Annotated in this window: 14 protein-coding genes; 9 read left to right on the forward strand and 5 right to left on the reverse strand. The window is 67.4% G+C overall.

Annotation, left to right across the window (positions count from 1 at the left end; all coding sequences use genetic code 11):
- Positions 1 to 35: 35 nt before the first annotated feature.
- From C6W92_RS06280 to C6W92_RS06295, 4 genes are read left to right on the forward strand one after another with little or no spacing between them, the layout of a single operon-like run.
- Complete coding sequence (locus C6W92_RS06280) at positions 36 to 899, forward strand: xanthine dehydrogenase family protein subunit M (protein ID WP_129432159.1); 864 nt, start codon at positions 36 to 38, stop codon at positions 897 to 899.
- On the forward strand, positions 896 to 1375 hold the full coding sequence (locus tag C6W92_RS06285; protein WP_104017303.1) for a (2Fe-2S)-binding protein: 480 nt from the start codon (positions 896 to 898) through the stop codon (positions 1373 to 1375). Before C6W92_RS06280 ends, C6W92_RS06285 begins: the two co-directional genes overlap by 4 nt.
- Positions 1375 to 3624, forward strand: a complete 2250-nt coding sequence (locus C6W92_RS06290; RefSeq protein WP_129432160.1) for a xanthine dehydrogenase family protein molybdopterin-binding subunit — start codon at positions 1375 to 1377, stop codon at positions 3622 to 3624. Before C6W92_RS06285 ends, C6W92_RS06290 begins: the two co-directional genes overlap by 1 nt.
- Complete coding sequence (locus C6W92_RS06295; protein WP_129432161.1) at positions 3624 to 3869, forward strand: MoaD/ThiS family protein; 246 nt, start codon at positions 3624 to 3626, stop codon at positions 3867 to 3869. The genes C6W92_RS06290 and C6W92_RS06295 overlap by 1 nt, the downstream gene beginning before the upstream one ends.
- A gap of 109 nt (positions 3870 to 3978) precedes the next feature.
- Here the strand turns inward: C6W92_RS06295 and C6W92_RS06300 are convergent, their stop codons facing one another.
- The 3 genes from C6W92_RS06300 to C6W92_RS06310 form a co-directional block, all read right to left on the reverse strand.
- The gene (locus C6W92_RS06300) at positions 3979 to 4872 is read right to left on the reverse strand and encodes a fructose bisphosphate aldolase (RefSeq protein WP_129432162.1); all 894 of its coding nucleotides are present in this window, start codon (positions 4870 to 4872) and stop codon (positions 3979 to 3981) included.
- 139 nt (positions 4873 to 5011) lie between these two features.
- Entirely contained in the window at positions 5012 to 5611 is a 600-nt protein-coding gene (locus C6W92_RS06305) for a LysE family translocator (RefSeq protein ID WP_129432163.1), read from the reverse strand.
- A 15-nt stretch (positions 5612 to 5626) separates the two neighbouring features.
- On the reverse strand, positions 5627 to 6811 hold the full coding sequence (locus tag C6W92_RS06310; protein WP_129432164.1) for a phosphoglycerate kinase: 1185 nt from the start codon (positions 6809 to 6811) through the stop codon (positions 5627 to 5629).
- Between the two features lie 134 nt (positions 6812 to 6945).
- Here C6W92_RS06310 and C6W92_RS06315 point away from each other — a divergent pair, with 134 nt between their 5' ends.
- The 5 genes from C6W92_RS06315 to C6W92_RS06335 all read left to right on the forward strand — a co-directional run bounded on the left by C6W92_RS06315 (position 6946) and on the right by C6W92_RS06335 (position 11600).
- Positions 6946 to 7452, forward strand: coding sequence for a peptidylprolyl isomerase (locus tag C6W92_RS06315; RefSeq protein WP_129432165.1), 507 nt, complete (start codon positions 6946 to 6948; stop codon positions 7450 to 7452).
- Positions 7445 to 8020: a peptidylprolyl isomerase gene (locus C6W92_RS06320; protein ID WP_129432166.1), complete on the forward strand. Its 576-nt coding sequence runs from the start codon at positions 7445 to 7447 to the stop codon at positions 8018 to 8020. The genes C6W92_RS06315 and C6W92_RS06320 overlap by 8 nt, the downstream gene beginning before the upstream one ends.
- Positions 8021 to 8028: 8 nt before the next feature.
- Complete coding sequence (locus tag C6W92_RS06325) at positions 8029 to 8721, forward strand: DUF4336 domain-containing protein (RefSeq protein WP_241691086.1); 693 nt, start codon at positions 8029 to 8031, stop codon at positions 8719 to 8721.
- Between the two features lie 90 nt (positions 8722 to 8811).
- A complete protein-coding gene (locus C6W92_RS06330) occupies positions 8812 to 9777 on the forward strand; it encodes a DUF3179 domain-containing protein (protein WP_129432167.1) in 966 nt (321 codons plus the stop codon).
- 572 nt (positions 9778 to 10349) lie between these two features.
- Positions 10350 to 11600 (forward strand): DEAD/DEAH box helicase, encoded by a 1251-nt coding sequence (locus tag C6W92_RS06335; protein ID WP_129432218.1) that lies wholly within the window; start codon positions 10350 to 10352, stop codon positions 11598 to 11600.
- A 3-nt stretch (positions 11601 to 11603) separates the two neighbouring features.
- Here C6W92_RS06335 and C6W92_RS06340 read toward each other — a convergent pair whose 3' ends face one another.
- Complete coding sequence (locus C6W92_RS06340; RefSeq protein WP_129432168.1) at positions 11604 to 12140, reverse strand: isochorismatase family protein; 537 nt, start codon at positions 12138 to 12140, stop codon at positions 11604 to 11606.
- A gap of 133 nt (positions 12141 to 12273) precedes the next feature.
- Positions 12274 to 13101: a glycosyltransferase gene (locus C6W92_RS06345; RefSeq protein WP_164989182.1), complete on the reverse strand. Its 828-nt coding sequence runs from the start codon at positions 13099 to 13101 to the stop codon at positions 12274 to 12276.
- Positions 13102 to 13107: the final 6 nt, after the last annotated feature.

Consider the following 13107-nt stretch of genomic DNA (forward strand, 5'->3'; position numbering starts at 1 on the left):
TCGCCGCGCGGAAAGCAGAGCGAAAGGATGAAGCCATGCGATACGAGGCGCCTTTGAGCGTGGAGGACGCGGTCGCTGCCCTTGCCGGGCAGTCGGGCGCGCATGTTCTGGCGGGCGGCACCGACCTGCTGGTGAAGCTGCGCTCGGAGATGATCGAGCCGGAGATGATCGTCGATATCAAGCGCATCGACGGCATGAAGGACATCCGCGCCGAAGAGGGCGGCTGGCGTATCGGGGCGGCCGTATCGGGGGCCGAGATGTCCGAGCACGAGGCGCTTGTCGCCGACTGGCCCGGCGTGGTCGAGGCAGCAGGACTCATCGGCTCGACGCAGGTGCAGGGGCGCGCGACGCTGGCGGGCAACCTGTGCAATGCCTCGCCGGCTGCCGATTCGGTGCCGGCGATGGTGGCCGCCGGGGCGGTGGCGCGGATCGTCGGGCCGAACGGCACACGCGACCTGGCCGTGATCGACGTGCCGCAGGGGCCGGGCAAGACGGCGCTGGAGCCGGGCGAGTTCATCGCGTCGATCCTGCTGCCCGCGCGCGGGCAGCGGTCGGGCGATGCCTATCTGCGCTTCATCCCACGCACGGAGATGGATATCGCGGTGGTGGGTTGCGGCATCTCGCTTAGCCTTGACGAGGAGGATCGGGTAACAGCGGCGCGGGTCTCGCTTGGCGCGGTCGGTCCCAAGGTGATGCTGGTCGAGAAAGCGGCAGAGGCGATCAAGCGCCGCGTGCTCGACGAGGCGGCGCTGGATGACCTGGCGGCGGCCTGCTCGAAGGCGGCAACACCCATAGACGACAAGCGCGGCACGGTGGATTTCCGCAGGCACGTGGCGGGTGTACTGGCCCGACGCGCGGCGGTGATCGCGGCAAACCGCGCGAAAGGAGATACGGCATGAGCCAGATACACGTCACCACAAAGATCAACGGCGATGAGACCGAGTTCCTCTGCGAACCCGAGGACACGCTGCTCGACGTGCTGCGCGACCGGCTGGGGCTGACCGGCACCAAGGAGGGCTGCGGCACCGGCGATTGCGGGGCCTGTTCGGTGGCCGTGGATGGCCGTCTCGTCTGCTCTTGCCTGATGCTGGGGGCCGAGGCCGAGGGGCGCGAGGTCGCCACCATCGAGGGTATGGCCAAGGGCGATCAGTTGCACCCGTTGCAGCGTAAATTCATCGAGATGGCCGCGCTGCAATGCGGCATCTGCACGCCGGGAATCCTCGTGGCGGCGCAGTCGCTCTTGGAGCGCAACCCCGACCCGAGCGAGGAGGAGGTGCGCTATTGGCTGGCGGGCAACCTGTGCCGCTGCACCGGCTATGACAAGATCATCCGCGCCGTGATGGAAACGGCAGCGGACATGCGGAGGGCGTCGTAATGGCACTGGATGACACCAAGAAAACCCGGGACTTCAAGGTCGTGGGCACGCGCCCCGACCGCCCCGACGGGATCGACAAGGTGACGGGGCGCGCGCGGTTCGGCGCCGACATGGTCCTGCCGGGCATGCTGACGGGGCGCATTCTGCGAAGCCCGCATGCCCATGCGCGGATCAAGCGGATCGACACGTCGAAGGCCGAAGCGCTCTCAGGCGTCAAGGCCGTGGTCACCCGTGCCGATTTCGGCGAGGTGCCCGCGGACGTGGCCGACGTCATGGATAATTGCATGGCGGGCGACAAGGCTCTCTATGACGGCCACGCTGTGGCCGCCGTGGCGGCAAGCAGCCCGGCGGTGGCGCGCAAGGCGCTGAAATTGATCGAGGTGGAATACGAGGTGCTGCCGCACGTCACGGACGTGGACGAGGCGATCAAGCCCGACGCGCCTGTGCTGCACGAGGGGCGGCAGCAGGAAACCGTGCCCGGGGGCATGTCCGCCAACGTGATCGCGCGCTCGGAATTCGGGCATGGCGATATCGAGGCGGGGCTGAAACAGGCCGACCGCGTGGTCAAGCGCACCTACCGGACGGCGGCCACCCATCAGGGCTATATCGAGCCGCATGCGTGTCTTGCCACCATGGGGCCGGACGGCAAGGCCGATCTGTGGGTTTGCACCCAAGGGCACTACATGGTGCGCAACACCTGTGCCGCGATCCTCGGGATGGAGCAGGGGCAGCTGCGCGTCACCGCATCGGAAATCGGTGGTGGGTTCGGCGGCAAGACGGTGGTGTTTCTGGAGCCGGTAGCGCTGATGCTGGCCAAGAAATCGGGCCGTCCGGTCAAGATGGTGATGAGTCGCTCCGAAGTGCTGCGCGCTACCGGGCCGACGTCTTCGACCTCGATTGATGTGAAAATCGGCATGACCAAAGTCGGCAAGATCACCGCCGGGTTCGCCGAGTTGCGCTATCAGGGCGGGGCCTATCCGGGATCGCCCGTCGACATGGGCGCGATGTCCGGCTTTGCACCCTATGATCTGGAGAACGTCAAGACTGTCGGGTGGGACGTGGTCACCAACCGGCCCAAGGCCGCGGCTTACCGCGCGCCGGGCGCGCCGATGGCGGCGTTCGCCATCGAGAGCGCGATCGATGAGGCAGCCAAGGGCTTTGGCCTCGACCCGCTGGAAGTGCGGCTGATGAACGGGGCGGACGAGGGCACCAAGGCGTCCTACGGCCCGACCTATCCTGCCATCGGCCTCAAGGCGACGCTGGAGGCGGCGAAATCGCATCCGCACTGGTCCGCGCCGCTGAGCGAAAATCAGGGCCGGGGCGTGGCCTGCGGCTTCTGGTTCAATTTCGGCGGCGATACCTGCGTGAGCCTCAACATCACGCCGGACGGCACCGTGACCGTGTCGGAGGGCAACCCCGATATCGGCGGCTCGCGCGCGTCGATGACGATGATGGCCGCCGAGGAGCTTGGCATCCCCTACGATCAGGTGCGGACGATCATCGCCGATACAGGATCGCTCGGGCAGAACGAGGTGACGGACGGAAGCCGCGTGACCTTTGCCGTGGGGCTGGCGACCATCAAGGCCGCACAGGCCGCAAAGGCGGAAATGTGCCGCCGCGCGGCGATGATCTGGGGCATTGACGAAGAGGCCGTGGAATGGGAAGACGGCGCGGCACGGCCTGCCGGGCCCAATGCGGGGAAATTCCCGCCCATGACCCTCAAGGAGATCGCCGCCATCGCCTCCAACACCGGCGGGCCGATTGCCGGGCATCACGAGGTGAATGCCGAAGGCGCGGGGGTGAGCTTTGCCACGCATATGGTGGATGTGGAGCTCGACCCCGACACCGGCTCGACGAAAATCCTGCGCTACACGGTGTTTCAGGACGCCGGCAAGGCGGTGCATCCCTCCTACGTCGAAGGCCAGTTCCAGGGCGGGGCTGTGCAGGGCATCGGCTGGGCGCTGAACGAGGAATATATCTATGGCAAGGATGGCATCCTGCAGAATGCCGGGTTCCTCGATTATCGCATCCCGGTGGCCTCGGACCTGCCGATGATCGACACCGTGATCCTTGAGATCCCCAATCCGGGGCATCCCTACGGCGTGCGCGGGGTGGGGGAGACCTCCATCGTGCCGCCACTCGCGGCCATCGCCAACGCGGTGTCGGCGGCGGCGGGCGTGCGGATGACGCAACTGCCGATGTCGCCGCCGCGCGTGCTGGCGGCGTTGCAGGCGCAAGCGGACGGCTGATGGTCGAAGTTGTGCTCTGGGGCTCGCTCGCCGATCAGGCCGAGGGCGCGCGCAAGGTGGAGATCAAAGCGGCCACCTTGCGCGAGTTGCTCGACGGGCTGGGGGAGAAATTCCCCGGCCTGCGCCCGGAACTGGAGCGCGGCGTGTCGGTCTCCATCGACGGACGCATCTACAATGACAGCTGGTTTCAGCCCATCGCCGAGGATAGCGAGGTGGTGCTGCTCAAGCGGCTCAAGGGGGGGTGAGCGGCGCGCGCATCTTTCCGCATGGGCCAACGGCCAAGAAAATTTAAAATTTTCTTATCCGGAATTTTTTCAAAATTCCGCTCGCACACTTGGATGCGGATCGCGCCCCTTAACCCGCCACCGAGGCCGCGCGGATGCTGTCGATGGAGGCCGCGAGCGTGGCGTTGAACGCGTCGTCGGACTGATCCGCCGACAACCCCTCGGTCAGTGCGCGGCTGAAGCTGGCGATCACGCCACGGTTCTGCGCAAGGCGCTCGTTGGCCTCGTTGCGGCTGTAACCGCCCGAGAGCGCCACCACGCGCAGCACGCGCGGGTGATTGACCAGCGCCTCGTAGAGATTGGGTGCCTCCGGCAGGGTCAGCTTGAGCATCACCTCCTGATCCTGCGGCAACGCATCCAGCTGTGCCAGGATCGCGCTGCGCAGCACCTCTTCGGCCTCGGCCTTGTCGGCGATGGAGATGGTCACTTCCGGCTCGATGATCGGCACGAGGCCGTGGCCAAGGATCTGGTGCGCCACCTCGAATTGCTGGTTCACGTTGGCGGCGATCCCGGTGGCATCGGCAGCGTCGATGACCGAGCGCATCTTGGTGCCGAAGATACCCGCCGCCGCGCCGCGTTCCAGGAGCGCGTCGAGATCGGGCATCGGCTTCATCAGGCGCACGCCGTTCTCGGGTTCTGCAAGCCCCTTGTCCACCTTGAGGAACGGCACGACGCCCCGCTCTTCCCACAGGTAGCGCGCCGACGGTTTGCCGCCGATCTCGCGATCCATCGTCATCTCGAACAGGATCGCGCCCAGCACCTTGTCGCCGGTAAAGGCCGGGGCCTGCGCGATGCGCGCACGCATGGCGTGCACGAGGTCGAACATCTCGGCCTCGGTGGAATAGCGGTCATCGGGAATGCCGTAGAGGCGTAGCGCCTTGGGGGTAGAGCCGCCGGACTGGTCGAGCGCGGCGATGAACCCCTCGCCCGCGCGAATCCTGGCTGCTTGATCTGCTTTCGACATGAAAATGCTCCGCCCTCGTTCTGTCCCGGGCGCGGCCCCGTGCCGCGCTGGTGCCGCTTCTAGGCGAGGGCGCGGAGCGTTGCAATTCTGGTGGCGCTAACATCGCGCCGGGTTTGGCACTGGCACGCGAAAACCCGCGCTATCCCACCGCCACGATCAGAACCGAGGCCAGCAACAGCACAGCGAAGGCGATGTTCACGGCGCGCGCAGTGCGGGGACTGCGCATGAGCCCGGCCATCCCGGCGCCGAGCAACAGCCAAAATATGTTGACCGTGCAGATGACCGCCAATGCGAGCCCGGCTTTCCAGAGCCCGTCACGTATGGCGTTCCCGGCTACCAGTACGTGACCGGAAAATAACGCGGCCATCGCAGCATAGGCTTTGGGGTTGGCCAGCGACAGGATGATTCCCTCGTACCAACGAGGCCCGGCCTCAGGCGCCAGCCTGCCAATCTCCGGCAGGGGCGGCGCCGTGGCGATGCGCCAGGCGAGGTAGAGGAAATAGGCCGCGGCCAATCCGGTCACGACCGGAGAAATTCCCGGCAGCGTCATGATGGCCCCGGATATGCCGGTTCCCACAATCGCGATCACCAGCACCATGCCGATGGTCAGCCCCATCAGATATGCCACCCCGCGCCGCCGCCCGAACGAGGCCCCGACCCCGGCAAGGCTCAGCGTGTTGGGCCCGGGGCTGCCGGTCAGCGCGAAGGCCGCGATCAGGAAGGACCAGAGCGCATCCATCGCCGCCGGCCCGCCTCAGACGTGAAGCGCCGCAACGCCGGGCAGGTCCTTGCCCTCCATCCATTCGAGGAACGCGCCACCGGCGGTGGAGATGTAGGTGAAATCCTCCGCCGCCCCGGCGCGGTTGAGCGCCGAGACTGTGTCGCCGCCACCCGCCACAGAGACAAGCCGCCCTTCGCGGCTGAGCCTGGCCGCGTGGCGCGCGGCGGCGTTGGTCGCGGCATTAAAAGGCGCGATCTCGAACGCGCCGAGCGGGCCATTCCAGATCAGCGTTTTGGCGGCATCGAGTGCCGCGGTGATGCGCGCCACCGCCTGTGGACCCGCGTCGAGGATCATCGCATCCGGCGGGCAGGCATGGGCCCCTGTTACCTCATGTGCTGCCCCTTCGGCGAATTCGCGTGCCACGACCACATCGGCGGGCAGCAGGATCTCGCAGCCCGCCGCCCCGGCCTTGCGCATGATGTCGCGCGCCGTGGCACCCATGTCGCGCTCGCAGAGTGAGCGGCCCACGTCGAGCCCCATCGCGGCGAGGAAGGTGTTGGCCATACCACCGCCGATCACGAGGGTATCGACCTTTTCCACGAGGTTGCCCAGCAGATCGAGCTTGGTCGAGACCTTGGCGCCGCCCACCACCGCCACCACCGGGCGGGCGGGATTGCCGAGCGCCGCCTCGAGCGCCTGCAACTCCGCCTGCATCAGGCGGCCCGCGCAGGCGGGAAGCAGGTGCGCGAGCGCGGTGGTCGAGGCGTGCGCGCGGTGCGCCGCCGAGAAGGCATCGTTGCAATAGACGTCGCCGAGCGCGGCGAGACGGGTGGCGAAATCGGGGTCATTGGCCTCTTCGCCGGGGTGAAAGCGGATGTTTTCCAGCAGCAGCACGTCGGCGGCACGGGCCTCCTCGGTGAGGTTCTCGGCCCCCTCCAGTGTCTCGATCAGGCGCACGGTGCGGCCCAGGGTCGCCTCGAGCGCGGGCACCGTGACGCGCAGCGACATGCCCGGCACGACCTTGCCCTTGGGCCGGTCGAAATGGGCGATCAGCATGGGCTTGCCGCCGCGGTCGAGAATGTCGCGGATCGTCGGCTTGATGCGCTCGATTCGCGTGGCGTCGGTCACCGTGCCGTTTTCGACCGGCACGTTGATATCCACGCGCACCAGTACGCGCTTGCCCGCGATCTCCATTTCGTCGAGGGTTTTCCAGCTCATGGCGCGGGCGCCTCCCTGATGATCGGTATGTCGTGCCCCTATTGGCGCGGGGGGGCGGCGGCGTCAACCTGCGCGCTTGGCATCGGCACGCGTTCGTCTTAGGTAACGGGGAAGTTTACAAAAAGGAGCGCCCGATGGCCGAGATCAAGGACCCCGAGAACACCATCCTGATGGAGCTGAAGGACGGCACGGTCACTATCGAGCTCATGCCGGCGATTGCACCGGGGCATTGCGAACGGATGAAGGAGCTGGCGCGCGCGGGAAAGTACGACAACGTCGCCTTTCACCGCGTGATCGACGGGTTCATGGCGCAGACCGGCGACGTGCAGCACGCCAACATGGAGAATGACTACAACCCGCGCCGCGCCGGGACCGGCGGCAGCGAGTTGCCCGACCTCAAGGCCGAGTTCTCCAAGATCCCGCATGATCGCGGCACGCTGGGGGCGGCGCGCAGCCAGAACCCGAATTCCGCCAACAGCCAGTTCTTCATCAATTTCAAGGACAACCATTTCCTCAACGGGCAATACACGGTCTATGGAAGGGTGATTTCCGGCATGGAGCATGTCGATGCGATCACCAAGGGCGAGCCGCCCGCCAACCCCGACCGGATGATCAGCGTCAAGGTGGCCGCCGATGCGTAAACTCGTCCTTGCCTTCACCCTGTTGACCAGCCCGGCGCTGATGGTCTTTTCTGGCGCGCCGACAGGCGCGACCGGCCTCAAGATCGAGGTGGCCGGAGAGGCCAACGGCACCGTTACCGTTGATCTCTTTGAGGACGTGGCCCCCAACCACGTGGCGCAGATCACCGCGCTGGCCGAAGAGGGGGCCTATGACGGCGTGGTGTTTCACCGCGTGATCGACGGCTTCATGGCGCAGACCGGCGACGTCGAGTTTGGCCGCCTCGAGGGTGGCGACATGGCGATGGCGGGTACGGGCGGCAGCGACCGGCCCGATCTGAAGGCCGAATTCTCCGACGAGCCGTTCGAGCGTGGCGTGATCGGCATGGCGCGCTCGCGCGATCCCGACAGCGCCAATTCGCAGTTCTTCATCATGTTCGCCCCGGCCCCGCACCTGAACGGTCAATACACCGTCGTCGGGCGCGTGATCGACGGGATGGACGTGGTCGATGCCATCAAGCGCGGACGCGGCCAGAACGGCGCGGTGATCGGGCGGCCCGACGCGATGACCAAAGTCACCGTCACCGAGTGAGCCTGCCGGTGCCCATCTCCGCGCCGCGCGCGCTTGCGCCTGGGCTCTGGGCGCTGGAGGGCGCGCATGTGGAGTGGCGGATGGGCGTGCCGGTGCCGTTGCGCACGGTGGTGGCGCGGCTATCGGGCGGGGCGCTGTGGATTCATGCGCCGGGACCGCTTTTGCCCGACCTTGCGGCATGGCTGGAAGACGAGGGTCGCGTGGCGCATCTCGTGGTGCCCGCCGCGCCGGACCTGCCGTGGCTGGACGACTGGCAGGCCGCGTATCCGGCGGCGCGGGTGTGGCGCGGGGCAGAGATGTCCGAGGCCCCGTGGCGACGCGAGATCCGGCCGCTCAGCGCCTCGGGCACCGATTGCGAGACCGTGTTCCTGCACCGCGAGAGCCGGTCGGTGATCCTGTCGCGGCTGGTGATGGCGGTCGAGACCGCGCCGCTGCCACCCTGGGCGCGGGTTCTGGTCTGGCTCGCGGGAATCGACGACAGCGATGGCAAGCCACCACCCGGTCTGACGGGGCGCTTGGGCGGGCGTGGAGCGGTAGGCGATCTGGTCGACAAGGTGCTCGACTGGGGGCCGGAGCGGCTGATCCTCACGCATGGACGCTGTTACGAGACCGACGCGGCAGGCGAATTAAGGCGCGCCATGCGCCGGATCATGCGTGACCGGCTCTGGGACCGGGCGCTGACCGAGGCGAGGCGACGCTGACGGGTAGTCACATTCGCGTGGGCGGGGCTGGTTCGAATCCTGCGAAGTGCGCATCCTTGTGTTAACGTCCTTGCGTGGAGGAGCGCCCCGATGCCCCGCCTTTTTACCCTTCTTGCGGTCTTGTTGCTCGGTGCACCGCTCGCCCATGCCAACCCGTCGCAATGGCAGGCCGAGTGGCCGCAAACCGATTTCTCGCGAACCAGCATCGACGACTGGTCCGAGATCATGTCGGGCGGGCCGCCCAAGGACGGCATCCCCGCCATCGACGATCCGCAATTCCTGCGTGCGGATGATGCAGGCGGCTTGAGGGGGCGCGAGCCGGTCATCACGGTCGAGATCGAGGGGGCCGAGCCGCGCGCCTACCCGATCCGCTACTTGATGTGGCACGAGATCGTCAACGACACCGTGGGAGGCGTGCCGGTGGCCGTCACCTATTGCCCGCTGTGCAATTCCGGCATGACCTTTGACCGGCGGGTGCAGGGCCGGGTGCTGAGCTTCGGCGTCTCGGGCAAGCTGCGCCATTCCGACATGGTGATGTATGACCGCCAGACCCAGAGCTGGTGGCAGCAGGCCGTGGGCCGGGGGATCGTCGGCGAGATGACCGGGGTCGAACTGCGCCATCTGCCCACGTGGATGGAAAGCTGGGACCAGTACCGCGCGCGCAATCCGCAAGGGCTGGTGATGGCCGAGCCCGCCTATAACCGCTCCTACGGGCGCAATCCCTACCGCGGGTATGACAGGTCCACGCGGCCCTTCCTCTACAACGGCGAAAACCCACCGCACGGTATCCCGCCGCTGGAGCGCGTGGTGCGGGTGGGCAACCGGGCCTGGCCGCTGACGCGCATCCGCGACGAAGGCGGCGTGCGCGAGGCAGGTGTGACCATCAGCTGGGAAGAAGGACAGGCCTCGGCGCTGGATCGTGGCGTCATCTCGGAGGGTCGCGAGGTGGGCACCGTGCGGGTGAGCGACGGGCAGGGGCGCGACGTGCCCCATGACGTGATGTTCGCCTTTGCCTTTCATGCGTTCTGGCCCGATGGCAAGTGGATGGTGCGGTAAGGCGCAGGGCGCGCGGGTATTGGTCTATTCCTGCCATTCGCCTCCCGCCCCGCGCGGAACAAGGCGTGCTTGCACGCCGCCGCGCGAGCGCCAGCCCGCCCCCCGGGCTGGCGATTGGGTAACGCTGGTGCAAAGCTCTGATATCTCTTGGGAACTCGGACATAAAGTGCGGCAGGCCAACCGGTGCATCGCCATCCCGCGGGCTGGTGCTCGCGCGGCTCATCACCGGATGGTTCAAGGTCCCCTCCAGGCCATTCGCTTCCTTTCCTCCCTACAGACGGAAACGCGGCGCTTGACTTCCCCTCGCCCCGCCGCCATATGCAACGCAACCGACATTTCCTGCCGCGTGAGCAGCACGGCCCCGAGGGGGCGTTCTTCATGAAATGTCGCGGATATGTTCCCAAAATCACGCGTGGGGCCAAACACCTGTCGGAAGTCGGGGGGCAATCGGCCCGTTGTCTTTGCTCGGCAGGTGCAACCACGATGACCGGGCGGTGTTCGCACCGCCTGCACCGGGCTTTGGGCATATGCCCCGGCCCCCGAAAGGACACGAATTGAACCTCTTCGACGAAATGGGCCTGCCCAAGTCGCTGACCGCCAAGCTGGCGGCGCAGAACATCACCGAGCCGACGCCAATCCAGACCCACGCCATCCCCCATGCGCTTAACGGCCATGACGTGATGGGGCTGGCGCAGACTGGCACCGGCAAGACCATGGCCTTTGGCCTGCCGCTGGTCACGCGGTTGATGGAGGCGCCGGGCCGGCCCGAGCCCAAATCCGTGCGCAGCCTGATCCTCGCGCCGACCCGAGAGCTGGCCGGCCAGATCCGCGACGCGCTGATGACGCTGGTCAAGGACAGCCCGATCAAGATCGGTCTGGTGGTTGGTGGCGCCTCGATCAATCCGCAGATCAACCGGCTGGCGCGCGGCACCGATATCCTGGTGGCGACGCCCGGGCGGCTGCTTGACCTCATCGACCGGCGCGCGCTGCGCCTTGATGCGGCGGAGTTCCTGGTGCTCGACGAGGCCGACCAGATGCTTGACCTGGGCTTCATCCACGCGTTGCGGCGCATCGCCGGGCTGTTGCCCGCCGAGCGCCAAACCATGCTGTTTTCAGCCACCATGCCCAAGCAGATGGAAGAGATCGCGTCCAGCTACCTGCGCAATCCCCGCCGCGTGCAGGTGAGCCCGCCGGGCAAGGCGGCCGACAAGGTCTCGCAGGCGGTGCATTTCGTCGCCAAGGCCGCGAAACCCGACCTGCTGATCGAGTGCCTCGACAAGCATCGTGACGAATTGGCGCTGGTCTTCGGCCGCACCAAGCACGGCTCTGACAAGCTTGCCCGCAGGCTTGAACAGGCCGGCTTCGCGGTGGCGGCGATCCACGGCAACAAGAGCCAAGGCCAGCGCGAGCGCGCGCTTGCCGCGTTCCGCGACGGGCGCGTGCGGGTGCTGGTGGCGACGGACGTGGCGGCACGCGGGCTCGACATCCCGGCGGTCACCCATGTCTACAACTACGAGCTGCCCAACGTGGCGGAGAACTACGTCCACCGCATCGGGCGCACCGCGCGCGCCGGACGCGAGGGCACGGCGATCGCGTTCTGCGCCCCCGACGAGATGGGCGAGTTGAAGGATATCCAGAAGGCCCTCGGCACCACCATCCCGGTGGCCTCTGGCCGTGCCTGGGAGGTGTTGCCCGACCCCAAGGCCAAGCCTTCGGGCCGCGGCGGTCCGCGCCGGGGTGGCGGCTCCAAGCCCGGTGCCCATGCGGGCGAAGGTGCCAAGCCAGGCGGCCAGCGCCGCAGACGGACGCGCCGCGCCGCCTGAGCGCTACTTGATCAGGGCGATCACCTCGCGAAAGCGTGGGTGGTCGGCCCCGCCCAACCATTCGAATATCACCATCTCGGTGGTCACGAGCGCGGCACCCTGCTGCGTCATGCGCGCCAGCGCCGCGTCCCGATCGACGGGCGCGCGCGACCCGGTGGCGTCCGCGACCACCGCCACCTCGCGCCCCGCCGCGATCAGCCCCAGCACGGTCTGGAGCACGCAGACATGTGCCTCGCATCCCGCCACGACGATGCGCCTGTCGGGCGCGATCCGCGTGGCGAGCCCGGTCTCCGGGCACGCGTCGAAGCGGGATTTCGCCAGCACCTCTTCGCCCGGCTGCGGAGCGAGGTCCGGCACGGTGTGGCCGAGCTTTTCGGGGATCTGCTCGGTATAGCTGCGCGGAACATCCATAAGCCGCGCCCCGCGAAGCAACTTGACCGCCTGCGCGGTTACCTTCTCACCCTCATGGATGGCGGGCATGAGCCGCGCCTGGAAATCGACGAGCAGAAGATGCGTGCGGGAGGAGGACAGGATGGACATGCAAGCGATGATAGGGCACCGCGCGCGTGGTCGACAAGGTAGGGCGTGAGCAGGCGCGGCGGCTTGCGCCCCGATTCCGCGTCAGGGCCAATGAGCGGAAGGCGGGAACGGGCCAGACGTGACCCAGCCCCGCTCAGCGCCCCGTCAGCCGCCATTCACCCGTGCCGTGGTCGAACCTGACGAGGCGGCGCGCGCGCCGTCCGGGACGGGTGCGCTTGACGTATTGGCGATAGAGCAGCGCGGCGAGCCGCTCCCACAGGGCAGGGCGGCGGCGCAGGGCGCGCAATTCGCGCCGGTAGGCGCCGGGCTCCTGCTTGGACAATTGTCCCGGCTCGACGGTGAAGGAGCCGATATGGGTGTCGATCACGTAGAGCTCGTGGTTTCCCGCGAAGCTGCGCCACAGAAGGTAATCGCCCGCCAGACGGCAGGCGGCGAGGCGATCGCGATCAACCTCGGCGTTGAGCGCGCTGCGCCATAGCGTGCTTTCCTGCTGAAGCACGGTGAGCCGCGTGCCATACATGCCGCAGTCGAAGAAACGCCGCAGGAACGGGTGGGGCAGGCGGCAGTTGATGATCTGCCCGGCGGCGTTGCGCGTCACCTCCTGCCCGGTGATCCACGCGATATCGGGATAGCGCGTGAGCACCTCCGCCGACACGGCAAAGGCGTGCGGATCGAGCGCCTCGCCTGCAGGTAGATAGCCGGTCACGTCCCCGCCCGCGCGCGCCAGCCCCCGCGCCAGCGCGTCATACATGCCGCCATCGGGTGCGGAGACGATCTCGATGCGCGGATCGTCGAGGGCCGCGACCCGTGCACAGGTATCGTCGGTCGAGGCCCCGTCCATGACCAGCACCGACAGCCGCGCCGTGCCCTCGGCCAGTGCGCTCTGTGCGCGCAGGCTCTCGATGGTGCGGGTGATCTTGTCACCGCCGTTGAAAACGGGAATCACGATGAAAAAATGCATCCCGGC

The organism is Roseovarius sp. A46 (genome assembly GCF_004126395.1).
GTDB classification, from domain to species: Bacteria; Pseudomonadota; Alphaproteobacteria; order Rhodobacterales; family Rhodobacteraceae; genus Roseovarius; species Roseovarius nitratireducens.